Source organism: Stenotrophomonas pavanii, from assembly GCF_900101175.1.
GTDB lineage: Bacteria > Pseudomonadota > Gammaproteobacteria > Xanthomonadales > Xanthomonadaceae > Stenotrophomonas > Stenotrophomonas pavanii.
On the sequence record NZ_FNFQ01000001.1, the window covers coordinates 677,747 to 701,316 of the forward strand.

At 67.6% G+C, this 23,570-nt stretch carries 19 protein-coding genes; 7 read left to right on the forward strand and 12 right to left on the reverse strand.

The genetic code is table 11. The features are described from left to right. Window positions 1–135 precede the first annotated feature (135 nt). Window positions 136–957 carry a DUF3014 domain-containing protein gene (locus tag BLS66_RS03125; protein ID WP_074725044.1) on the reverse strand — a complete coding sequence of 274 codons (822 nt, stop codon included), beginning with the start codon at window positions 955–957 and terminating at the stop codon, window positions 136–138. Window positions 958–1,125: 168 nt separating this feature from the next. Between BLS66_RS03125 and BLS66_RS03130 the strand changes: the two genes are divergently transcribed. Further along, the gene (locus BLS66_RS03130) at window positions 1,126–1,836 is read left to right on the forward strand and encodes a glutathione S-transferase (protein ID WP_074725045.1); all 711 of its coding nucleotides are present in this window, start codon (window positions 1,126–1,128) and stop codon (window positions 1,834–1,836) included. Window positions 1,837–1,915: 79 nt separating this feature from the next. On the opposite strand, the gene BLS66_RS03135 is transcribed toward BLS66_RS03130, so the two are convergent. The 4 genes from BLS66_RS03135 to BLS66_RS03150 all read right to left on the reverse strand — a co-directional run bounded on the left by BLS66_RS03135 (window position 1,916) and on the right by BLS66_RS03150 (window position 7,278). Continuing rightward, a complete protein-coding gene (locus BLS66_RS03135) occupies window positions 1,916–3,520 on the reverse strand; it encodes a SulP family inorganic anion transporter (protein WP_049467574.1) in 1,605 nt (534 codons plus the stop codon). Window positions 3,521–4,074: 554 nt separating this feature from the next. Next, window positions 4,075–5,793, reverse strand: a complete 1,719-nt coding sequence (locus BLS66_RS03140) for a thiamine pyrophosphate-dependent enzyme (protein WP_057494714.1) — start codon at window positions 5,791–5,793, stop codon at window positions 4,075–4,077. A gap of 108 nt (window positions 5,794–5,901) precedes the next feature. Further along, window positions 5,902–6,759: an SH3 domain-containing protein gene (locus tag BLS66_RS03145; RefSeq protein ID WP_074725046.1), complete on the reverse strand. Its 858-nt coding sequence runs from the start codon at window positions 6,757–6,759 to the stop codon at window positions 5,902–5,904. A 36-nt stretch (window positions 6,760–6,795) separates the two neighbouring features. Beyond that, a complete protein-coding gene (locus tag BLS66_RS03150; protein ID WP_053461179.1) occupies window positions 6,796–7,278 on the reverse strand; it encodes a DUF3574 domain-containing protein in 483 nt (160 codons plus the stop codon). A gap of 215 nt (window positions 7,279–7,493) precedes the next feature. On the opposite strand from BLS66_RS03150, the gene BLS66_RS03155 reads away from it, so the two are divergent. The 4 genes from BLS66_RS03155 (at window position 7,494) to otsA (ending at window position 14,002) form a co-directional block, all read left to right on the forward strand. Continuing rightward, window positions 7,494–9,929 carry a TonB-dependent receptor plug domain-containing protein gene (locus tag BLS66_RS03155; RefSeq protein ID WP_074725047.1) on the forward strand — a complete coding sequence of 812 codons (2,436 nt, stop codon included), beginning with the start codon at window positions 7,494–7,496 and terminating at the stop codon, window positions 9,927–9,929. 130 nt (window positions 9,930–10,059) lie between these two features. Beyond that, window positions 10,060–10,818 carry a trehalose-phosphatase gene (gene otsB, locus BLS66_RS03160; RefSeq protein WP_053461181.1) on the forward strand — a complete coding sequence of 253 codons (759 nt, stop codon included), beginning with the start codon at window positions 10,060–10,062 and terminating at the stop codon, window positions 10,816–10,818. Window positions 10,819–10,859: 41 nt separating this feature from the next. Further along, the gene (locus BLS66_RS03165) at window positions 10,860–12,641 is read left to right on the forward strand and encodes a glycoside hydrolase family 15 protein (protein WP_074725087.1); all 1,782 of its coding nucleotides are present in this window, start codon (window positions 10,860–10,862) and stop codon (window positions 12,639–12,641) included. Next, window positions 12,638–14,002 carry an alpha,alpha-trehalose-phosphate synthase (UDP-forming) gene (gene otsA / locus BLS66_RS03170; protein ID WP_074725048.1) on the forward strand — a complete coding sequence of 455 codons (1,365 nt, stop codon included), beginning with the start codon at window positions 12,638–12,640 and terminating at the stop codon, window positions 14,000–14,002. The genes BLS66_RS03165 and otsA overlap by 4 nt, the downstream gene beginning before the upstream one ends. Window positions 14,003–14,074: 72 nt before the next feature. Here the strand turns inward: otsA and BLS66_RS03175 are convergent, their stop codons facing one another. Genes BLS66_RS03175 through rluD form a run of 4 tightly spaced genes read right to left on the reverse strand, consistent with a single transcriptional unit; the run spans window position 14,075 to window position 16,773 of the window. Beyond that, complete coding sequence (locus tag BLS66_RS03175; RefSeq protein WP_053461182.1) at window positions 14,075–14,512, reverse strand: thiol-disulfide oxidoreductase DCC family protein; 438 nt, start codon at window positions 14,510–14,512, stop codon at window positions 14,075–14,077. Further along, a complete protein-coding gene (locus tag BLS66_RS03180) occupies window positions 14,487–14,993 on the reverse strand; it encodes a DUF4166 domain-containing protein (protein WP_083348124.1) in 507 nt (168 codons plus the stop codon). Before BLS66_RS03180 ends, BLS66_RS03175 begins: the two co-directional genes overlap by 26 nt. 20 nt (window positions 14,994–15,013) lie before the next feature. Beyond that, the gene (pgeF, locus tag BLS66_RS03185; protein WP_049437910.1) at window positions 15,014–15,784 is read right to left on the reverse strand and encodes a peptidoglycan editing factor PgeF; all 771 of its coding nucleotides are present in this window, start codon (window positions 15,782–15,784) and stop codon (window positions 15,014–15,016) included. After that, window positions 15,784–16,773 carry a 23S rRNA pseudouridine(1911/1915/1917) synthase RluD gene (rluD, locus tag BLS66_RS03190; RefSeq protein ID WP_053461185.1) on the reverse strand — a complete coding sequence of 330 codons (990 nt, stop codon included), beginning with the start codon at window positions 16,771–16,773 and terminating at the stop codon, window positions 15,784–15,786. Before rluD ends, pgeF begins: the two co-directional genes overlap by 1 nt. A 113-nt stretch (window positions 16,774–16,886) precedes the next feature. Between rluD and BLS66_RS03195 the strand changes: the two genes are divergently transcribed. After that, window positions 16,887–17,774: an outer membrane protein assembly factor BamD gene (locus tag BLS66_RS03195; RefSeq protein ID WP_032960726.1), complete on the forward strand. Its 888-nt coding sequence runs from the start codon at window positions 16,887–16,889 to the stop codon at window positions 17,772–17,774. A 171-nt stretch (window positions 17,775–17,945) separates the two neighbouring features. Beyond that, window positions 17,946–19,148 carry a lipase family protein gene (locus tag BLS66_RS03200; protein WP_074725050.1) on the forward strand — a complete coding sequence of 401 codons (1,203 nt, stop codon included), beginning with the start codon at window positions 17,946–17,948 and terminating at the stop codon, window positions 19,146–19,148. Window positions 19,149–19,358: 210 nt separating this feature from the next. Here the strand turns inward: BLS66_RS03200 and BLS66_RS03205 are convergent, their stop codons facing one another. From BLS66_RS03205 to sucC, 3 genes are all read right to left on the reverse strand, one after another. Beyond that, window positions 19,359–20,993, reverse strand: coding sequence for an NAD+ synthase (locus tag BLS66_RS03205; RefSeq protein WP_074725051.1), 1,635 nt, complete (start codon window positions 20,991–20,993; stop codon window positions 19,359–19,361). 140 nt (window positions 20,994–21,133) lie between these two features. Then, window positions 21,134–22,009: a succinate--CoA ligase subunit alpha gene (sucD, locus tag BLS66_RS03210; protein ID WP_005418610.1), complete on the reverse strand. Its 876-nt coding sequence runs from the start codon at window positions 22,007–22,009 to the stop codon at window positions 21,134–21,136. Between the two features lie 24 nt (window positions 22,010–22,033). Continuing rightward, a complete protein-coding gene (gene sucC / locus BLS66_RS03215) occupies window positions 22,034–23,203 on the reverse strand; it encodes an ADP-forming succinate--CoA ligase subunit beta (protein WP_005418614.1) in 1,170 nt (389 codons plus the stop codon). Window positions 23,204–23,570 lie beyond the last annotated feature (367 nt).

Genomic DNA, 23,570 nt, shown 5'->3' on the forward strand with positions numbered 1-23,570 from the left:
GGAAAGATGCGGTTGCCCCACCCGGTTTCAAGGGTGGCTGCGACTGCACCCCGGGGCCAGTCAGCCTGCGGCCAGCATGCCGGAGCGGGTGTGGTCGGCGCGTTGATCCCGATCAGTCCGGGGCGGCGGACCGGCTCAGCGGGTGATCGCGGTGCGGATCGCCCGCAGCTGCTGCTTGACCGCATGCACCTGGGCTGCGTCCATGCGCAGCAGCGCCTTCTGGCCGACCGAGCGCGACTGCAGGGTGGGATCGACAAAGCGGTAGCGGCCGCGCGCATCGCGCTGCACCGCCGGGGGCTGCGCCAGTTCCGGGGTCTCCAGCAGGTGGTCGATGACTGCTACCAGACGGTCGTTGAAGTAACCCTCGGGCCGGCCCAGGTCGACGTAGGCCTGCTGGATCAGCGGATAGAAGCGCTTGTAGGCGGTGGCCGTTGCCGCCGGGTCGAGCGCGGTGAAGGCCTGCACGTAGGGCGCGTAGCGCGCCGCGTTGCTGGCGGCGATGCGTTCGCCGCCCTCGGCGGGTTCAACCTGCAGGCTGCCCGGCAGCGGTCGCGCGGCCAGCGCGGTCGGCGGCACGCTGGGCGTGTCCAGGTTGTCGAGCTGGGTAACCAGGCGCTGGATCAGGTGGTCGCGCAGCAGCAGGGTCAGTGGCCCCTCGCCCTGGAACAGCTGGCTCAATGCGCCCCAGGCCGCCGCATCGCTGTCGGCCAGCGTCGGCAGCGCCGGGTCAGCCGCAGCCTCGGTATCCAGCGGATGCCTGATCGGCGGTGGTGCCGGCGCGGGCTGCGCGGCCGCCTGCGGTTGTGGCGGCGCGCCGGTACTGGCGGGGGTTGATTGCACGGGTACCGCAACACCGTCTGCCATGTGCTTCAGCTGATCGCGGAACAACCAGCCGCCCGCACCACCGATCACCACCACACCCAACACCCAGGGCCAGACCGCCTTTCCGCTCTGCATGATGCAGCACCTCGTATCACACGCATGGAAAGGGTGTGACCCCCACGGTTGCAACGGGTTCCCCGCCTGTTCCGCTGCCGTTGGGGTTCGCCTGCACCCGTGTCGCGCTCACGCCTGCTTTGCATGCTTCGCGCGAGGCTGTACGCCTTGCACTGTGGAGGCACCACCATGCAGTACGCGCTGTATTACTGGACCGGCATCCAGGGCCGTGGCGAGTTCGTGCGGCTGGCGCTGGAAGACGCCGGCGCCGACTACATCGACATGGCGCGCGTGCACGGCGATGCAGTGATGCAGCCGTTCCTGGAGGGCCGCAGCGAAGGGGCACAGCCCTTCGCGCCGCCGTTCCTCAAGGCCGGTCGCCAGGTCATCGCGCAGGTCGCCGCGATCCTGGATTTCCTCGGCCCGACGCTGGACCTGGTGCCGCAGGCCGCATCGCGGCGGATGCAGGCGCTGCAACTGCAGCTGACCATCGCGGATCTGGTGGCCGAGGTGCATGACACCCACCATCCGATTGCCGCGTCGAAGTACTACGAAGAGCAGAAGACCGAAGCCAAGGCACGTGCCGCGTCACTGCGCAGCGAGCGCCTGCCGAAGTTCCTCGGCTACTTCGAACAGGTGCTGGCCGCCAACGGTGGCCGCCATGCCCTGCGCGAGCATTCGTATGTCGATCTGTCGCTGTTCCAGCTGCTGAGCGGGCTGGACTACATGTTCCCGCGGCGCATGCAGGCGCTCGGCCCTACCGTGCCCCTGCTGCGGGCGTTGCAGGAGCGGGTGGCGAAGCGACCGAACATCGCCGCCTATCTGGCGTCGGAGCGGCGGTTGCCGTTCAACACCAACGGCATCTTCCGCCATTACCCCGAACTGGACGCCGAACGGTAGTGCCGGCCGCTGGCCCGCAGCTGCACCCTCCGCCCGAAGCCCACGACGGTGCCGGCCAGCGGCCGGCACTACCGGGGGGTCAGCTGTTCCCACCCAGCGGCTGCACCGGCTGTTTCTGCAGCGACAACAACCCCAGCAGCAGTGCCAACGCCACGTAGGCACCGGCAAACTGCCAGCTGATGATGCGCGCCAGGCCGTCCAGGTCCCATGGCAGGTAGATGCCACCGCGCGGATCCACCGAATGGATCAGGCCGAACAGGGTCAGCCCGGCGGCCACCAGCAGGACGCCACAGGCACGGCGCAGGCGGCCATCGACCATCGCCGCCACGGCCGAGATCCACAGCATCGAGGTGATGATGAAGCCATTGCCCAGGGTGAAGATCACCGCCAGCTCCGGCAGACCGTGGCCGTCAAGCTTGGTCAGCAGCTGCGGCAGCTGGTCCGGTGCGATCCAGCCGGGCGCCTTGATCGCCAGCAGGTAAGCCACCGACGGCAGGAAACCGAACACCATCGCGCCGGTGTGGTGACGCGGCGTCGCCTGGAAGGCCTGGGTGGTGATGTCGATGGCCACGTACACGATGATCGGCGCCAGCACCGCCAGCGGCAGCCATTGCACCAGCCCGGAGATGATGCCAAGCATGCCGCCGATACCGACGAACAGGCCGGTCAGCAGCGTGTAGCCGCTGCGCGCGCCCATGTGCTTGTACGCCGGCTGGCCGATGTACGGTGTGGTCTGCGCGACGCCGCCGCAGATGCCGGCCACCAGCGTGGCCACCGCTTCCACCAGCAGAATGTCGCGGGTGCGATAGTCATCACCGGCCGCACGCGCGCTTTCAGAGACGTTGATGCCACCGACCACCATCAGCAGGCCGAACGGCAGCAGCAGCGGCAGGTAGGTCATCGCGGTGGGCAGGCCGTCGAGGAAGCCCAGCGTCGGCAGCGGCAGCACCACCTGCGGCGGCACCCACTCCGGCACATGGAAGCCGGGCGCGCCCAGCCCGGCCAGGCCGAGGCCGTAATACAGCACGGTGCCGAACACGAAGGCCAGCAGCACGCCCGGACCACGCACCGGCAACTTGCCCTTGGCGATCAGCACATACAGCAGCAGGCCCAGCGTGGTGAAGCCGACCAGCGGCGAGCGCAGCGTTTCCAGCAGCGGCAGCAGGCCCATCAGCACCAGCGCAATGCCGGCAATGGAGCCCAGCAGCGCCGCACGCGGCAGCGCGCGGGTGACTGCTTCGCCGAAGAACGACAGCACGAACTTGAGCACGCCCATGATGACCAGCGCGGCCATGCCCAGCTGCCAGGTGGCGATGCCTGCGGCATGCGGATCCATGCCCTGCTGCTTGAAGGCGATGAAGGCCGGGCCGAGCACCAGCAGGGCCATGCCGATGCTGGTGGGGGCATCCAGGCCGAGCGGCATGGCGGTGACATCGTCGCGGCCGGTACGCGCAGCCAGCCGACGCGCCATCAGCGTGTACAGCAGGTTGCCGACCAGCACGCCGAAGGCCGTGCCGGGGAACATGCGGCCGAATACCACGTCGGCGGGGAACTGGAAGATCCCGACCAGGGCCATGGCGATGAAGCCGAGGATGGAGAGGTTGTCGACGACCAGGCCGAAGAAGCCATTGAAGTCGCCGGCGACGAACCAGCGACGCGGTGCGGCGGAAGCGGGAGCGGACATGGAAGGGGCGGAGGGGGTGGGGAGCGCCGATGGTAGGCCCAGCAGGGCCCGGGCGCCAATTCCGCGGTGGAATGATGGGTTCCAGCGGACGGCGGGGCCCCTCTTGGCTGGTCGCGGGTAGAGTCGACTGTCAGTCGACTGGCATTGCGCGTTGGGCCGGTCGGGGTGGGCAGCGCAGGACGCGCCGTAAACCCGTCCTGGGCTCGATGGTGCCATCCATGGCGCCAACGGTCCTGCGCGGCCCATCCCGACCGGCCCCTCACAGTTTCCTGCGCGTGCCAGCCACGGAAGAACATCAAAAGATCCAAAGCCAAGCCAGGCTCTCGCTGCAGTGCCGGGCCCATGCTCGGCTGCTGTACGCGAAGCCTCTGAGCCGAGCATGGCCCGGCTACAGAAGATCATTCCGATCATTCTTTCGTTCATCCACGCATGGCGTGGATCTACCGTGTCGACCAAGGTCGACACCTGCCCACGGATGGCCGCCGTTGCTTCCGAGGTGGCCGGCCCGCGGCCGGCACTACCGCGGGCGCAGGGCGCAGCCCTGCATCCTCGCCCTACTTCTTCAGGAAGTTGTCCACCAGCAGATGCTTCACATCGTCGAAGCGGCCATTCAACACCGCCTTGGCGGCATACAGCGCCGTACCGGCCACCTGCTTGGCCTCGATCTGCGGTGGCATCACCAGTTCAGCGCGACTGGTATGCACGTCCAGCAGCGCCGGGCCGCGCTGGGACAGGAAATCCAATACCGCCTCTTCCAGATCCTCGCTGCGGGTCACCGTGCGGCCGTGGAAGCCGATCACCTCGGCCAGGCGGCCGAAGTCCGGGTTCTTCAGGTCGGTGTAGTTGTCCAGCAGGCCTTCCACCTTCTGCTCCAGCTCGACGAAGTTCAGCGAGCCGTTGTTGAACACCACCACCTTGATCGGCAGGTTCTCCTGCACTGCTGTGAGCAGGTCACCCAGCAGCATCGCCAGGCCACCATCACCGGACAGCGAGATCACCTGCCGCCCGGGGAAGGCCTTCTGCAGGCCCAGCGCCTGCGGCATCGCGTTGGCCATCGTGCCGTGCAGCAGGCTGGTCAGCGTGCGGCGACGGCCGTTGACGCGGATGTGGCGCAGCACCCACACCATCGGCGAGCCGCCGTCAGCAGTGAACAGCGCATCATCGCTGGCGTGCCTGGACAGCAAGGCGGTCAGGTGCTGCGGGTGGATCAGTTCACCCTCGCCCGGTTGTTCTTCCTGCTCGCGCGTCTTCAGTGCCTTGTCGCGACGCTCGATGCATTCGTCCAGGAAGCTGCTGTCCTCGCGCGGCGGCAGCATCGGCAGCAGCGCGTCCAGGGTCGGTGCGATGTCACCGACCACGCCGAGGTTCACCGGATGGCGGCGGCCGAGGTGGCTGCCATCGCGGTCGACCTGGATGATCGTGGCCTTGTCCGGGTAGAACTGGCCCCACGCGAAGTCGGCGCCGAGCAGCAGCAGCGTGTCGCACGCCATCAGCGTATGGAAGCCGGATTCGATGCCGAAGATGCCGGTCATGCCCATGTTGTACGGGTTGTCCGGCTCGACGAAATCCTTGGCGCGCGAAGTATGCGCAACCGGCGCCTGCAGGCGCCGGGCCAGTTCCAGCAGCTGCGCGTGTGCGCCCTGGCAACCGGCACCGGCGTAGATGCCAATGCGCTTGCCCTGCCCCAGCAGTTCGGCGATGCGCTGCAGTTCGGCATCCGCCGGACGCAGCACCGGCTGGGTGTAGTGCACCGAGAACGGCACATCGTGCTTCACCTCAGCCTGGCTGATGTCGGCCGGCAGGATCACCACCGCCACGCCCCGGCGGCTGATCGCCGCCTGGCAGGCCAGGGCCACGACGCGCCGCGCCTGCTCCGGGCTGTGCACCTGTTCGCAGAACACCGTACAGCTGCCATAGACCGCCTTGAAATCCACTTCCTGCGGAAATTCCATGCCCAGCTCACTGGTCACCACCTGGCTGGCGATCAGCACCATCGGTGCACGGTTGCGATTGCTCTCGAAGATGCCGTTGATGAAGTGCAGGCCACCGGGACCACAGGAACCCGCACAGGCGGTCAACTCGCCGCTCACCAGCGAATCGGCGCCGGCAGCGAAGGCGGCCACTTCTTCGTGGCGTACATGTACCCAGTCGATTTCACTGCGGTGCAGGGCATCGGTGACGTGATTCAAGGTATCGCCGACGATGCCATAACAGCGGCGGACGCCCGCCTGCTGCAGGGTATCGACAACGATCTCGGCAACGCGCTTGCTCATCGGAGACATCCTCGAGGGGAGAACATCCGAGGCTAGACCCGAAGAAGTGATGCCTCCGTGGGCAAGGCGCACATCACCTCGATAGGCAAACTACCGGCGGAGATCGAGTCAATCGTTGACGTTGATCCAGCCCACCACCTCACCCTGCCTGGGGTTGCGGTAGCACAGCTTCACCCAGCCGTCCCGTTCATCCAGCAGTTCCACGCGGTCGCCCTGGACCAGGTAACGCCTGGTGCTGGATGCGCCGGGTTGGTCGAACAGGAACAGGCGCGCGGGTGCCACCGCGGCCTGCCGACCACGCAACGGTCCATCCGGCGGAGCACCCAGGCCATCGGCGATGGCACTTTCCAGCACGCGGCCGGCGGCATCATAGGTGCGCCAGACCGCCAACGGCCCGTTCTCTTCGCGTTGTTCCCACTGCAGCGCGGCGTTCAACGTATCGCCCAGCATCAGCACGCGCTCGGCGCGGTACAGATGGAGTGTCGCGCCTGCAAAGCGATACTGGTCGGTGTACCACATCGGGCCGCTGCGGCAGCTGCTGGTCAGCGTGCGGCTCGGACGGTCGACCGTCAGCCCCATCAGCTCACCGCAGCTGTCCTTGCCGTGGGTCTCGGCCTGCAGCACGCGGAATGCCTCAACGGCCGGATCGAACCGGTATACCGCCACCGCTTCGTTGACCATGCCTACCGGAGCGCGTGCGACCAGTTCCGGGTAACCATCGAAATCGACATCTTCGAGCGACCATCGCGAATTGCCGTCGGCATCGGCCGCGCCGGCCAGCGTCTGGCGCTTGCCCGAGGGTGACAGCTGCAGCGCGATGCTGCCGTCCTGCTGCGGATCGGCATGCGCCTGCACATGCGCGGCCACCTGGAAGCGCAGCGTTTCTCCGTCGTCCCCGCCCGCCTGCGCCGTCGGTGCCAGTACGCCTGCCAATGCCAGGCCCAGCAGGCATTTCCTGTAGTTCATCATTGCTCCCTGCGGCACCGCGGCGGCACCTTCAACTCAGAACGATACCTCGACCGCCTGCCGCGACCACAGCACCGACTGATGCCTGGTCTGCTGCTTCCACGCCAGGCGGATCGCCTCAATGTCGGCGCGGCGCTGCGGGGTGTCCTCGTGCAGCACCACCAGCACCTTGGTGCGCAGGCGGTTGGGCGCGGCATCGCCGCGGAACAGCCACTGGCCATAGGCATCAAACACGGTCAGGCCGTCCGGGAAGCGCGGCGTTACTTCCTTGTCCAGGAAGGCGCGCCACTGCGCGTCGCTGATGGTGTCGGCCTGCGGGCGGTTGCCGGCCCCCTGCTCCTCGCCCACCCCGAAGTACAGCTCGCTGCGCACCCAGCCATGGCCGGCGGAAGGGCGGGCGGCATCGCCCTTCAGTTCGGCGGTGGTGGCCGTGGCATAGGCGCTGGGCGCCTGCGAAGACAGGCTGGCGCAGCCACTGGTGGCCAGCAGCACGGCGAAGACGAGGCCAAGGTGTTTCATCGGTACAGCTCCGGGGAAGGGGGACAGGGCGAGCCGGCAGCGTACAGCGCCACCGGCCCGGCGTGCTGATGCCAACCGGGCATCAGCTCATGCCGGACCGGCAGGGGCTTGCATCGGCACCGGCCATCACGCGAAGATAATATATCGCTTCATCCGGATGGATGTAAGTGAAACCATCTCCCCCTTCCCCGTCGTCGTTGTTGCTGGAGCCCCCCATGTCCGCCCGCCTGCCCGCGTCGCCGCTCGGCCTCGCCATCGCCCTCGCGCTTTCCTCCGCTGCCATCCCGGCCCTGGCCCAGGACGCCACCAACCTGGACACCGTGATCGTCACCGGCACCCGTGCCGCCGACCGCACCGTGCTCGAATCCACCTCGCCGGTGGATGTGCTCACCGCGGAGGACATCCGCAAGGCCGGCGTGGTCAACGGCGAACTGGGCAGCGCGCTGCAGGCGCTGCTGCCGTCGTTCAACTTCCCGCGCCAGTCCAACTCCGGTGGCGCCGACCACGTGCGCGCGGCGCAGTTGCGTGGTCTGTCGCCGGACCAGGTGCTGGTGCTGGTCAACGGCAAGCGCCGCCACCACACCGCACTGGTCAACACCGACAGCAAGATCGGCAAGGGCACCACGCCGGTCGATTTCAATTCGATCCCGGTCAGCGCGATCAAGCGCATTGAAGTGCTGCGCGATGGTGCCGGTGCGCTGTACGGATCGGACGCCGTGGCCGGCGTGATCAATGTGATCCTCGACAACGGCGGCGACGGTGGCGAGATCGAGGCCAGCTACGGTGCCAACCACACCGACCTCAAGCCGATCGGCCGCACCGTCACCGACGGCCAGACCGGCAACGTCAGCGCCAAGGTCGGCACCTCGCTGGGCGAGGACGGCGGCTTCCTGCGCGTCGGCCTGGAATACAAGCACCGCAACGGCACCAACCGCGCCGGCTTTGACCAGGTTCCGCCGTGGGACCAGACGCCGGACAACCTGGCGCTGCAGGGCAAGCGCAACTACGTGCTGGGCGATGGCAAGAGCAAGGACATCAACCTGTGGCTGAACACCGAGATCCCGGTGGGACAGACCTCGACGTTCTACGCGTTCGGTACCTTCAACCAGCGTGACACCGAAGGCGCCAACTACTTCCGCTATCCCGATGGCGAGGCCAACTGGAAGCAGGTCTATCCGAACGGTTACCGGCCCATTTCCGAAGGCGAAAACCGCGACGTGCAGGCCGTGGCCGGCGTGCGCGGGCAGTGGGGCGAATGGAGCTACGACGGCAGCCTGGATTACGGCCAGAACGACTTCACCTACCGCCTGCGCGATTCGCTCAACGCCTCGCTGGGCCCGACCAGCCCGACCCGCTTCAAGACTGCCGATTACCAGTACGCACAGACGGTGGGCAATCTCGATCTGAGCCGCGTGTTCACCCAGAGCGACAGCATCAGCCACACGCTGGGCCTGGGCGTGGAAGCGCGCCATGAGCGCTACCAGACCCGCCCCGGCGACCCGGCCAGCTATGCGGCCGGCCCGTACACCGACCGCCCGACCGGTTCGCAGGCCGGTGGCGGCCTGACCCCACAGGACGCCGCCACCCTGTCGCGCGACGTGGCCAGCGCCTATGCCAGCCTGTCCAGCCAGTTCGGCGACCACTTCTCCAGCGATCTGGCCGCCCGCTACGAGCACAACGACGACTTTGGCGGCGAACTGACCGGCAAGCTCGGCCTGCGCTACGAATTCACCCCGGCGTTCGCATTGCGCGGTGCCATCTCCAACAACTTCCGCGCGCCGTCGCTGGCGCAGATCGGCTACGAATCCACCTCCACCGGTTACAACGCCGGCGGCCAGCTGGTGCAGGGCCGCCTGCTGTCGGTCAACAATCCGATCGCGCGTGGCCTGGGTGCGCAGAACCTGAAGCCGGAGAAGTCGATCAACACCTCGCTGGGCTTCACCAGCCGCATCGGCGAGCACTTCGACCTGTCACTGGACTTCTTCCAGATCGACATCGATGACCGCATCGCGCTGTCGGAGAGCATCACCGGTGACGCATTGACCGATTACGTGGCCGCCAACTACGGCGTCAGCGGACTGCAGAGCGCCAGCTTCTTCGTCAATGCCGCCGATACCCGCACCCGTGGCGCCGAGCTGGTAAGCAACTGGCGGCAGTCGCTGGGCGATGGCCAGCTGCTGCTGACCGGCACCTACGCCTACACCAAGACCACGCTGAAGAATATGCTGGCCACGCCGGCGCAGCTGCGCGCCCTGAACCCGGACTACGTACTGTTCGGCATCGAGGAAACCAACACCCTGACCGATGCCACCCCGCGCACGCGTGGCAGCTTCTCGGCCGCCTGGAGCAACGACCACTGGTCGCTGAGCACCCGCGTGAACCGCTACGGCAGCGCCACCCGCGTGTTCAATTTCGGCGATGGCTACATCCCGCGCCAGACCTACCAGGCCGAGTGGCAGCTGGATGCCGAAGTGGAGTACCGCATCACCCCGCGCTGGAGCGTGGCCATCGGCGGCCAGAACCTGACCGACAACTACCCGGATCGATCCAACAACGACATCTACTACTTCGGCAACCTGCCGTACGACGTGCTGTCGCCGATCGGCAGCAACGGTGCGTATTACTACGGCCGGGTCCGCTATACGTTCTGATTCACCAGTCTGGTAGGTAGTGCCGGCCGCTGGCCGGCACCCTGAGGGTGCCGGCCAGCGGCCGGCACTACCCCGATCAGTAGCCTGTCCTCGACCCCACGTACACGCCCGCGCTGGCAGGCTGGGCGTCATGGCTGAATCGCTCCCCCTGCGTCCGCCACCGCCATTGCTGGACGACGCCTGTGCGTTGTTTCTCGATGTCGATGGCACCCTTATCGAATTCGCTGCACGACCGGATGCCGTGCAGCTCCTGCCGGATGTGCGTGAAGCCATCGGCCGCATCAGTGACCGCCTGGAAGGCGCCGTGGCACTGGTCAGTGGCCGACCGCTTGAACAGCTGGACCAGCTGTTCGCTCCCCTCCAGCTGCCTGCCGCCGGCCTGCATGGGCATGAGTTGCGCGGCCACGATGGTCGCGTGCTGCGCGACGAACACGATGACGACACCGCCGAATGGCTGCACGCACTGCACCAGCAGGCGATGCGCTTCGCCCACGGCCATCCCGGCGTGCTGGTGGAGGACAAGGGCGTCGGCCTGGCCCTGCACTGGCGAGGCGCGCCACACGCGGCCAGCGACGTGCGCACCTTTGCCAACCGCCACGTGCGCGGCCGGCCCGGTTACCGCCTGCAGCCGGGCGACCACGTGGTCGAATTCGTTCCGGTAGGCAGCGACAAGGGGCGCGCCGTGCGCCGGATGATGCAGTACCTGCCCTTCCGCGGCCGTCTTCCGGTCTTCCTCGGCGATGACCTCACCGATGAATTCGGCTTCGACGCCGCCAACGTCCAGCACGGCTGGAGCGTGCTGGTGGGTGAACGTGAACCCAGCGCGGCGGTGTTTGCGCTGCCCGACATACGCAGCGTGCACGCCTGGCTGCGTGAGAATGCCTATTGACCCGGCCAACCCCCACGGCCGCAACCGAGATGTACCGCGTGATGACCCAACCCGATCTTGATCTGGGCGTGGTCGGCAACGGCAGCTTCGGCGCCCTGGTCGACAAACATGCCCGCGTCGTCTGGAGCTGCCTGCCCACCTTCGACGGCGACCCCACCTTCTGCGCCCTGCTCGGCCCCAACCAGCAGACCGGCGGCGACTTCGCCATCGAACTGGAAGACTTCGCCGGCAGCGAGCAGGAGTACCTCACCAACACGGCGATCCTGCGTACCGTCCTGCGCGACGCGCACGGCGGCGAGCTGGAAATTCTCGACTTCGCCCCACGCTGGCGGCAGAACGACCGCTTCTATCGGCCGGTCAGCCTGATCCGCCAGGTACGCCCGCTGGCCGGCAGCCCACGCATCACCGTGCGTGCGCGCCCGCTGGCTGACTGGGGCGCACGCGTGCCGGAGTCGACCTGGGGCAGCAATCATGTGCGCTGGATCCTGCCCGAGCACGTGCTGCGGCTGACCACCGATGTGCCGGTGCGCTTCGTGCGCGATGGCCTGCCGTTCGTGCTCAACCATCCCATCCACCTGATCCTGGGCGTGGATGAGTCGCTCAACCGCTCGATCAGCGGTTATGTGCAGGAAGCCTTCCAGCGCACCCGCGACTACTGGCGCGAATGGGTGCGCTACCTGTCCATCCCGCTGGAATGGCAGGACGCGGTGATCCGCAGCGCGATCACCCTGAAGCTGTGCCAGTACGAAGACAGCGGCGCGATCATCGCGGCGATGACCACCTCCATTCCGGAAGCGCCGGGCAGCGTGCGCAACTGGGACTACCGCTACTGCTGGCTGCGCGACGCGGCCTTCGTGGTGCGGGCGCTGAACCGTCTCGGCGCGACGCGCACGATGGAACAGTTCCTCGGCTACATCTTCAACCTGGCCACCACCGACGGCACGCTGCAGCCGCTGTATGGCATCGGCTTCGAAGCGAAGCTGGACGAAGATGAGGTTCCCACCCTGTCCGGCTACCGCGGCATGGGCCCGGTGCGCCGTGGCAACCTGGCCTGGGTACAGCGCCAGCACGATGTCTACGGCAGCGTGGTGCTGGCCTCCACGCAGCTGTTCTTCGACCGCCGCCTGCAGGATCCCGGCGACGCCCACACTTTCGCCCGCCTCGAACCGCTGGGCGAACAGGCCTTCGCCCTGCATGATGTGCCCGATGCAGGCTTGTGGGAGTTCCGTGGCCGCACCGAGGTGCACACCTACACCAGCGCGATGTGCTGGGCGGCCTGCGACCGCCTGTGCAAGATCGCCGTGCGCCTCAAGCGCGATGACCGTGCGCACTATTGGCGCGAGCGCGCCGACACCATCCATGCGCGCATCATGGCTGAGTCCTGGAATGAGGAACTGGGCCACTTCACCGATACCTTCGGCGGCCATCGCCTGGACGCCTCGCTCCTGCTGCTGGCCGACATCGGCTTCATCGACGCGATGGACGCCCGCTTCATCGCCACCGTCGATGCGATCGGCCGCGACCTCAAGCATGGCAATTCGCTGTACCGCTATGTCGCGCCGGATGACTTCGGCGAACCGGAGACCAGCTTCACCATCTGCACGTTCTGGTACATCGATGCGCTGGCGGCGATCGGGCGCATGGACGAGGCGCGCGAGATGTTCGAGCTGCTGCTGAAGCAGCGCAACCACCTGGGCCTGCTGTCGGAGGATCTGGCCTTCGACAGCGGCGAGGCCTGGGGCAATTTCCCGCAGACCTATTCGCACGTCGGCCTGATCACTGCCGCGATGCGCCTGTCGCGGTCCTGGCAGGAGGCATCGTGAGTCGTCTGGTCGTGGTTTCAAATCGTGTGGCCGTACCCGGCGAGAACCGCGCCGGCGGCCTGGCTGTCGGCCTGCTGGCCGCCCTGAAGGAACGCGGCGGCCTGTGGTTCGGCTGGAGCGGCAAGACGGTAAAGGACGGCAGCGGTACGCTGCACCGGCAGAAGGACGGTGACATCGACTACGTCACCATGGACCTGAGCAAGCGCGAGGTGGACGGCTACTACAACGGCTTTGCCAACCGCACGCTGTGGCCGCTGCTGCACTTCCGCCTGGATCTGGTCGACTACGACCGTGCCACCCGCGAGACCTACCACAAGGTCAATGCGCTGTTCGCCGACAAGCTCGCGCCCTTGCTGCGCGAGGACGACATCGTCTGGATCCACGACTACCACCTGATCCCGCTCGGTGCACTGCTGCGCGAGCGCGGCATCGGCTGCCGCATCGGCTTCTTCCTGCATATCCCGATGCCCTCGGCCGACCTGCTGCAGGCGATGCCGGATCACCTGCGGTTGTTCTCCGCGCTCTACGCGTATGACCTGGTGGGCTTCCAGACCCAGCGCGATGCCGATCGCTTCCAGACCTACCTGCGCCTGTTCGGCGGCGGTCGCGTGCTCGACAACGGCACGCTGGAAGCGCCGGGCGGGCGTCGTTTCCGCGCAGCGGCGTTCCCGATCGGCATCGACACCGAGCTGATCGCACGCCAGGCCGCCACCGCGGCGACCAAGACCGCGGTGAAGAACCTGCGCAACAGCCTGCGTGACCGCCAGCTGGCGATCGGCGTCGACCGTCTGGATTATTCCAAGGGCCTGCCCGAGCGCTTCCTCGGCTTCGAACGGTATCTTGAGCGCCATCCCGACCAGCGCGGCTCGCTGACCTACCTGCAGATCGCCCCGGTCTCGCGCGGCGATGTCACCGAGTACCGGCAGCTGCGAAGCCAGCTGGAACAGATCGCCGGGCACATCAACGGTGGCCACGCCGAACCTGACTGGACACCGCTGCGCTACGTCAACCAGAACTTCACCCATGCCACCCTCACCGGCTTCTACCGGGCGGCGGCGGTGGGGCTGGTCACGCCGCTGCGTGATGGCATGAACCTGGTGGCCAAGGAGTACGTGGCCTCGCAGGACCCGGAGGATCCCGGCGTGCTGGTGCTGTCGCTGCTGGCCGGCGCCGCCGACGAACTCAAGCAGGCACTGCTGGTGAACCCGCACGACCTGGATGGCGTTGCCGACGCCATCGCCACCGCGGCGACGATGTCGCTGCGCAAGCGCAAGGAGCGCTGGCACGCCATGATGGAACACCTGCGCACCTACGACATCAACCACTGGCGCCGCAGCTACCTGGACGCGCTGGAGGGCTGAAGGAAAAAAGGGGACGGAGGGGATTAAGTCGTTTGTGCACAAACGACTTAATCCCCTCCGTCCCCTTTTTCTTCAATCCAGAAATCGCGCGGCCTGCTCCGGTGCAGGCAGGTGGCAGGCGTCATGCCGGCCGAACCAGCGATAGCGGTTCCGTGCGAGCGCGCGATAGGCTGCATCGCGCCAGCGACGCGGCACCATCCGCATTACGCCGCTCAGGCGCCATGCACCGCCCAGCCCGGCCAGTACACGCAGGATCGCATCGGTATCGGTCCACGCGCCCTGCGCGTCCAGCAGCAGGAACGACGCCGGGTCCTGCGGGTCCAGCCCGTGCGCGCGCAGCAGCGCACTGCCCCGCTCGCCCTGCATCGCTGCAAAGCGATAACGTTGCTTGCGGTCGAAACGCAGCAGGAAGCGCACCCAGCGATTGCACAGGGCGCATACGCCATCAAACACGATCACCGGATTGCCCGCCCCGGCGGCGGCCTCACTGCGGTTCGAGCCAGCCTTCATAGCGGATCAGGGCTCCCACCCAGGGCAACGTCACATCAACCCGGAAAGTGTAACGCTCGCCCTCCCCGGCCTCCCGACACTGCACGCCCGCAAACCACCGTGCCGGCAGCGGCAGCAGCCCGAACGCCCAGACCCGCCGCACCGACCAGTCGATGCCACCTTCGCGGGCCTGCAGCGCGAACTCGAAACGCACCGCGCCCAGCTGCTCGCGCAGATGCCCCTCATGCGCCCACAGCCGCGACACCATCGGCCAGCGGCCGAACCGTCGCGCCCACCGCTCGCCCTGCCGGTAGTGGTTGAACGCCACCTCGGTGGGCAGCGCGTCACCGTCCTGTGGCAACCGCGCCAACGCAGCCAGCAGCGGCACCAGCCTGTGCCGCCCCCTCACGATGCGCGCCTGTCCCACGTAGCGGCAGGGCAACGGCGCGGCGTGCAGCGCCTGCACCGGCCCTGCCAGGGTGGCGAAGGCCGGCCCCAGCACGCGCGCGAACAGCGGCGTGGTCAGGGCGCGATCCAGGCCAGGGTCGCCATGCGCCCGGTACGACGGTCGCGCCGGTGCGAATACAGGTCCGGATCGGCCATGGTCGACACCGTGCCGCCATACACCTGTGCCGGGTCCATCCCCGCAGACTGCAGGCGCTGCCGCGCCAGCGCGAACAGGTCCACCTTCCAGTGGCCTGCGCGGGTGGCCACGAACGCCGCCTCGGCGGCCGGATCATGGCCGACGAAGGCGTGATAGACCTCCTCGCCGATCTCATAGTCGGCCGGCCCGGCGGCCGGGCCCAGCCAGGCCCGCAGCTGCGCCGGCGGCGTCTGCAGGGCGGCCACCGTGGCCTCCAGCATGCCGTCGGCCAGCCCCCGCCAGCCGGCATGGGCCGCGCCCACCTCGCTGCCATCGGCCGCGGCAAACACCACCGGCAGGCAGTCGGCGGTCAGGATCGCCAGCACCACACCCGGCACCGAGGTTACCGCCGCGTCGGCCACCGGCTCGCTCGCGCCGGGCACCGGCGGTGCATCGAAGCGCAGCACGGTGCTGCTGTGCACCTGGCGCAGCCAGTGCGGCGCCGACGGCAGTGCCAGCCCCTGTTGCAGCAGCTGGCGGTTGTGCTCCACGTTGGCCGGGGTATCCCCATCGGCCGCGTGCCGGTTGCCCAGGTTGAACTGCGCGAACGGCGCCGGCGAGATGCCCGCGCCGTGCCGGCGCGTGGTCAGCGCATGGACGCCTGCGGGCGCCGGCCAGTCGGCCTGCAGCAACGGCAGCGCGGCTGCCATCACCAGCGGTCCCGCTCGCGGGCGGCGAAGGCTTCGCTGTCTTCGCGCAGCACCTTCATCAGGTGCAGCATGTCCTCCGGCACCGGCGCGGTATTGCGCACCGGCTCACCGGTGATCGGGTGCGTGAACTCCAGGGTCTCGGCGTGCAGTGCCTGGCGCTTGAAGCCGCGCAGCGCGGCGACCAGTTCGTCGCTGGCGCCCTTGGGCAGCTTCAGCGCGCCGCCGTACAGCGGGTCGCCGATGATCGGATGGCGCACGTGTGCCATGTGCACGCGGATCTGGTGGGTACGGCCGGTTTCGAGGCGGCACTCCAGCGCGGTGTGTGCCCGGAAGCGCTCGCGCAGGCGGTAGTGGGTCACCGCTTCCTTGCCGTCCTCGCGCACCGCCATCTTCAGGCGGTCACGCGGGTGGCGGTCGATCGGGGCATCGGCAGTACCACCGGCCACCAGCGCGCCCATCACGATGGCCAGGTACTGGCGGTGCACGTCACGTGCCGCCAGCTGCTCGACCAGCGCGGTCTGCGCTTCCAGGGTCTTGGCCACCACCATCACGCCGCTGGTGTCCTTGTCCAGGCGGTGCACGATGCCGGCGCGCGGAAGCACCGCCACCGACGGGTCGCGGAACAGCAGCGCGTTGACCAGGGTACCGCTGTGGTTGCCGGCACCCGGATGGACCACCAGGCCGACCGGCTTGTTGATCACCAGCACGTGCTCGTCCTCGAACAGCACGTCCAGCGGGATGTCCTCCGGCAGCGCGTCGGTCTGGGTTTCCAGCACCACATTGAGGGTCACGACCTCGCCGCCGCGCAGGGGATCGCGCGGGCGCACCTGGGCACCGTCCAGCAGGACCTCACCGGCCTTGATCCACTCGGTCAGCCGCGAACGCGAGTATTCGGGGAACAGTTCGGCCACGACCGCGTCGAAACGGCGGCCGGCGGCGGTGTCGGGGACGATGGCCTGGCGGGCCGATTCAGAGGGTTGTTCAGACATGGCAGGGGGCATTCTTTGAAATTTTGGGGTCCCGGCGGCCGGTTTCAGTCGCTGGACAGGACACTAGGCTATCATCGACCCTTCGTATTCCAGCCGCGTCCCGCCTCGACCCCATGATCCGACGCTCCGCCATGCTCTCCGCGCCCGTCCGCCTCACCGCCCTGCTGCTGGTGCTGGTCATCGCCGCAACCGGCTGCCACCGCGGCGCCAAGAAGGGTGATCGCCCCGACGAAGGCGTGCCGGTCGAACAGCTGTACGAGAAAAGCCACAAGCTGATGCAGGGCGGCAACTGGAGCGGCGCCGAAGCCAGCTTCCGTCGCCTGGTGGCCCAGTATCCCTACGGCCCGTACACCGAGCAGGCGATGATCGAAACCGCCTACGCCCAGTACAAGGCCGGCAAGCACGATGACGCCGTGTCCAGCATCGACCGCTTCATCCGGACCTACCCGACCCACCGCAACATTGCGTACCTGTACTACCTGCGCGGCCTGGCCAACTCCAACCGCAGTACGGTTTTCCTGCGCCGCGTATGGTCGCTGGATGCCAGCCGCCGCGACCTGTCCACGCCGCACCAGGCGTACTCGGACTTCAACATCGTGGTCGACCGCTACCCGAACAGCCGCTACGCGGCGGATGCGCGCCAGCGCATGCTGGAGCTGCGTGACGTGTTCGCCCAGCACGAACTGGACAACGCCCTGTACTACATGCGTCGCGGCGCCTGGGTGTCGGCCGTGGGCCGCGCCAACTACCTGCTGGAAACCTACCCGCAGAGCGCCTTCCAGTATGACGCCGTGGCCGTGCTGGCCGATTCCTACACCCACCTGGGCAACAAGACCCTGGCCGACGACGCCCGCCGCGTCCTGCAGCTGAACCAGCCGGACCACCCGTGGCTGGAAGGCAAGTGGCCGAAGTACCCGTGGATGATCCGCAAGCTGAACCCGTTCGCCGGCGAGAAGTCTGCCAGCACCGGCCAGCGCAACGCGCGACTGGAAAAGAAGTAAGAGAGGGCCCCGGAAGGGGCCTTTTCTTTGTCGGTCGATCCACGCCATGCGTGGACCACGACACTCGGAATGCTACGAATCCCCGGCGGTTGCGACGGCGGTCGCATCCTGCCCGGGCGTGGGTGTCCACACTGCGGCGCTGCGGCCACACCGGCCATCACGGAGCGCCCCATGCCGACACAGCCCTGTAGTTTCCGTTTCCTGTCCTGCCTTCTCGCCAGCGCCCTGCTGGCGCTCACCCTGGCGCCCGCGGCCTTCGCGCGGGGCGCACCGGGCGATCTGCTGTCTGCCGCGCCCTATCGCGCGCCCTGGGTGCCGTCCAGGGCCGCCCAGGCGTTCAAGCTGCACTACCGCACCCCGGATCACCACGGCGCGCTGGCCGAAGGCACCGGCCTGCTGTACCTGCCCGCCGGCACGCCGCCCATCGGCGGTTGGCCGGTGGTGTCGTGGGCGCATGGCACCCAGGGCATTGCGGATCGTTGTGCGCCCTCGGTCTCCGGCCCCACCCATGCCGAACGCGACGGGCGCTTCCTGGACGTGTTCCTGGCCCACGGCTATGCCGTCGCCGCCGCCGACTACCAGGGCCTGGGCAGCCCAGGCCGCCATGCCTACCTGCACGTGCGTACCGCGGCGCGCAACACCATCGACATGGTCAAGGCGAGCCGGCAGTACCTGGGCGCAGCAGCGTTGTCGCCGCGCTGGGTCTCGGTAGGCTATTCGCAGGGGGGCGCAGCCGCGCTGGTCGCCGGCCACCTGGCGGCTTCCCATGGCGGGCCCTCACTGCAGTACCGCGGCAGTTTCACCGCCGGAACGCCGACCGCCGTCGAACTGACCGCGCTGGTGATGAAGCCCGACAACCGCACTGCCAATCCTGGCGCGCTCAACGCGTATCACGCGTACCTGCTCGACGGCCTGCTGCAGGTTGCGCCGCAGGTCGACCGGGTACTGAGCGACGCCGGGCGCGCCCGCATTGCCCTGGCACGCGAGCAGTGCCTGGGTGATCTGGCCAGCACGCTCGACGGCATGGATACCGGAAGCATGTTCACTGCACCGCTGACCGGCGTGCCGGGCATCTGGACGGTGCTGCATGACTACCTGGGCGTGCCGCGCCGCGGCTTCAGCCAGCCGCTGATGCTGGCCCATGGCAGCGAGGACCGCGATGTCCCCTATCTGACGACCCTGCTGTATGCCGCTGGCCTGGCCCTGCGCGGCGAGCCGGTCGCGTTCCGGCGCTATCCGGTCGACCACCGCGGCACACTGGACGCAGCGGCGGCCGATGGCCTGGCGTTCGTGCATGCGCGACTGGAGGACGACCCCTTCAACGACACTGCGGAGATCGCAGGCCTCGAACAAATGCTCGACGAAGCCCGGTAGATTCACGCCATGCCGGATACGCGATCCAGGACGTTGCCGGCCAGCGGCCGGCACTACCGACCGCGGTAGATCCACGCCATGCGTGGATGCGCGGGATACGGGCTGCCGGCCAGCGGCCGGCACTACCGAACACGGTAGATCCGCGCCATGCGTGGATGCACGGGATACGGGCTGCCGGCCAGCGGCCGGCACTACCTGTCAACGGCTCCCTCAGCCCTTGTAGCCGTTGCTGATCGGGTAGCGACGCTCGCGGCCGAACGCCCGGCGCGAGACCTTCGGCCCCGGCGCGGCCTGGTGCCGCTTCCACTCGCTGATGCGCACCAAGCGCAGCACGCGATCGACCACGGCCGCGTCGTAGCCGGCGCCCACGATCTCCGTGCGCGACTGCTCCTGGTCGATGTAGCGGTACAGGATGCCGTCCAGCACGTCGTAGGCCGGCAGCGAGTCCTGGTCCAGCTGGTTCTCGCGCAGCTCGGCCGATGGCGGGCGGCTAATCACCGCCGGTGGAATCACCGGTGCGCCGCCCACGGTATTGCGCCACTTGGACAGGCCGAACACTTCGGTCTTGTACAGGTCCTTCAGCGGCGCATAGCCACCGCACATGTCGCCGTAGATGGTGGCGTAGCCGACCGCGTACTCACTCTTGTTGCCGGTGGTCAGCAGCAGGCCGCCGAACTTGTTGGCCAGCGCCATCAGGATCACGCCGCGGCTGCGCGATTGCAGGTTCTCTTCAGTCACGTCCGGCGCGCTGCCTTCGAACATCGGCGCCAGCGATTCCATCAGGCCCTTGAACGCCGGCTCGATCGACACGGCCTCAAGCTTCACCCCCAGCGCCCGGCACTGCTCGGCGGCCAGGTCGTTGGACAGGCCGGCGGTGTAGCGCGACGGCAGGCGCACGGCGGTCACGTTCTCCGCGCCCATCGCATCCACGGCCAATGCCAGCACCAGGGCCGAGTCGATGCCACCGGACAGGCCCAGCCACACCTTCTTGAAGCCGGTCTTGCGGCAGTAATCCTGGATGCCGCGCGTCACCGCGCGCCAGGCCAGCGCGTCCATGCTTTCGTCGCCGTCGTCCATCCACACGTGCGGCATGAAGCGGCGGCTGTCGCCGTCGTACTCCACCACCAGCCACTGGTCGACGAAAGCGGCGGCGGCCGGGTGCACCGTGCCATCACCGTCGGCCACCACCGAGGCGCCATCGAACACCAGCGCGTCCTGGCCACCGACCACGTTGAGATAGGCGATCGCCGCCCCGCTCTCGCGGGTTCGTGCGGCCAGCACAGCATCACGCTGGGCGTGCTTGCCACGCTCGTACGGCGAAGCATTGGGCACCACGACCAGCTGCGCACCGGCGCGCACGGTGTCGGCCAGCGGTTCGGCAAACCACAGGTCCTCGCAGATCAGCAGCCCGACCGGAATACCGTTGACCTCGAACACGCAGCTGCCGCCATCCGGATCGACGTCGAAGTAGCGGCGTTCGTCGAACACGGCGTAGTTGGGGAGTTCGCGCTTGCGATAGGTCTGCTCCACCAGGCCATCACGCAGCACGCTGGCGGCGTTGTAGACCACCGCGCCAGCCGCCTGTGGCCAGCCAACCACGGCGGTGATGCCACGGCAGGCGGCGGCGATGCGGGTCATTGCCTGCTCGCACTCGTACAGGAAGCCCGGGCGCAGCAGCAGGTCTTCCGGCGGATAACCGCTCACCGCCAGCTCGGGGAACATCACCAGCTCGGCGCCGTACTCGTCGCGCGCCTGGCCGATCATCTCGATGATGCGCTCGGTGTTGCCGGCGACATCGCCAACCGGGAAGTCGAACTGCGCCATCGCGATACGGATCGAAGCCATGGGATTCCAGCCTGTGGTTGCAATGCCGCCATTGTAACGCCGGGGTCAGACGCAGAAAGGCCGCCCGGAGGCGGCCTTTCTGTTTCAAGCAGCCGGCCAGCGGCCGGCGCTACAGCGTCGTCTGCCGGAGGCAGTCGATCTTATTTCACCAGCTTGGCGATGGCAGCGCCCAGGTCGCCCGGCGAACGGACGGTGACGACGCCCGCGGCTTCCATCGCGGCGAACTTGCCTTCCGCAGTGCCCTTGCCGCCCGAGGCGATCGCACCGGCGTGGCCCATGCGCTTGCCGGCCGGAGCCGATGCACCTGCGATGAAACCGACGACCGGCTTCTTCACGTGGTTCTTGATGTACTCGGCGCCGGCTTCTTCGGCGTCACCGCCGATTTCGCCGACCATGATGATGCCTTCGGTCTGCGGATCTTCGTTGAACAGCTTCAGGCAGTCGACGAAGTTCAAGCCGTTGATCGGGTCACCGCCGATGCCGATGCAGGTGGACTGGCCCAGGCCGACTTCGGTGGTCTGCTTGACCGCTTCATAGGTCAGGGTGCCCGAGCGCGACACGATGCCGATCTTGCCCGGCTTGTGGATGTGGCCCGGCATGATGCCGATCTTGCACTCGCCCGGAGTGATGACGCCCGGGCAGTTCGGCCCGATCAGTACGGTGTCCGGGTAGGAGCGGGTCAGCACGTTCTTGACGCGCAGCATGTCCAGCACCGGGATGCCTTCGGTGATGCAGACGATGACCTTGATGCCGGCAGCCGCGGCTTCCAGGATCGCGTCGGCCGCGAACGGCGGCGGCACGTAGATGACCGACGCGTTGGCGCCGGTGCTCTGCACGGCGTCGGCAACGGTGTTGAAGACCGGCAGGTCGATGTGGGTGGTGCCACCCTTGCCCGGGGTCACGCCGCCAACAACCTGGGTGCCGTACTCGATCATCTGAGTGGCGTGGAAGGTGCCCTGCTGGCCGGTGAAGCCCTGCACGATCACCTTGGTGTTCTTGTTAATCAAAACAGACATGGGAATTTCCTTCGGTGTCGTGGATCAGGCGGCGTTCTTGACCGCTTCAACGACCTTCTTGGCGCCGTCGTTGATGTTGTCAGCCGGGATGATGGCCATGCCGCTGTCACGCAGCAGCTGCTTGCCTTCTTCCACGTTGGTGCCTTCCAGGCGCACCACGACCGGAACCTTGACGCCCACTTCCTTCACGGCGGCGATGATGCCTTCGGCGATCATGTCGCAGCGGACGATGCCGCCAAAGATGTTGACGAAGATGCCTTCGACCTTGTCGGAGGACAGGATCAGCTTGAACGCTTCGATGACGCGCTGCTTGTTGGCACCGCCGCCCACGTCCAGGAAGTTCGCCGGCTCGCCGCCGTTGAGCTTGATGACGTCCATGGTGGCCATGGCCAGGCCGGCGCCGTTCACCATGCAGCCGATGTTGCCGTCCATGGTGACGTAATTGATGTCCAGCTCCGAAGCAGTCACTTCGGTTTCATCTTCCTGGGACTTGTCGCGCATGGCGACCAGTTCCTTGTGGCGGAAGTTGGCGTTGTCGTCGCTGTTGAACTTGCCGTCCAGTGCGTACAGGTTGCCATCGTCCAGGATCGCCAGCGGGTTGATCTCAACCAGCGCCAGGTCCTTTTCGTTGAAGATGCGGTACAGGTTCACCATGATGTTGGCGAACTGGCCGGCCTGCTTGGCGGTCAGGCCCATCTTGAAGCCGATGTCACGGCCGTGGTAACCCTGCACGCCCTCGACGAAGTCCACGTTCAGGGTGTGGATCTTGTCCGGGGTCTCGGCAGCGACCTGCTCGATTTCCATGCCGCCTTCGGAAGAGGCGATGTAGCTGATGGTGCGGGTGCCGCGATCCACCAGGACCGACAGGTACAGCTCCTTGACGATCTCACCGGCGGTGGTCACCAGCACCAGGTTGATCGGCAGCTCGACGCCGGCGGTCTGGTAGGTGGCCATCTTGGTGCCGAGCATCTTGGCGGCTGCGGCCTTCACGTCGTCGACGGTCTTGCAGAACTTGACGCCGCCAGCCTTGCCGCGGCCGCCAGCGTGGATCTGCGCCTTGACCATCCAGGGGCCCTGGCCCAGCGACTGGGCGACTTCAACCGCCTCGTCCGGGGTCGCCGCGACCTTGCCGGCCGGGACCGGGATGCCGTATTCGGCAAGCAGTTGTTTTGCCTGGTATTCGTGGAAATTCATGCGTCACCGTGGGAATAGGAACGACCGCACGCAATTCCTCAGGGCCCCTGGAAGAGGCACCGGCACGGACCGCGGCGGGCCCACTATTGTGGCCGAGCCGGCGCCGGGGCGCAAAGAAGTCTGTACAAAACGCCACACCCGGCCAGATTTCCGCCGTCATTCAGGCAGTTGCGCCCGGGCGCACGCTGGCTACCGGTATCCATCCCGAGCCAAATGCGCGATCCGAACCGCGCCGGCGGCGTCCTGCCGGGGGCCCTATACTGGTCAGCCAGGGTGTGTCGCGTCGGGGTTGCTCGACCGCGCCCCCCAGGCCACATCGAAGCGACGTGCCCGCCCGGCCTCAGGGGACGCCGGGCAGGCCCGCCGC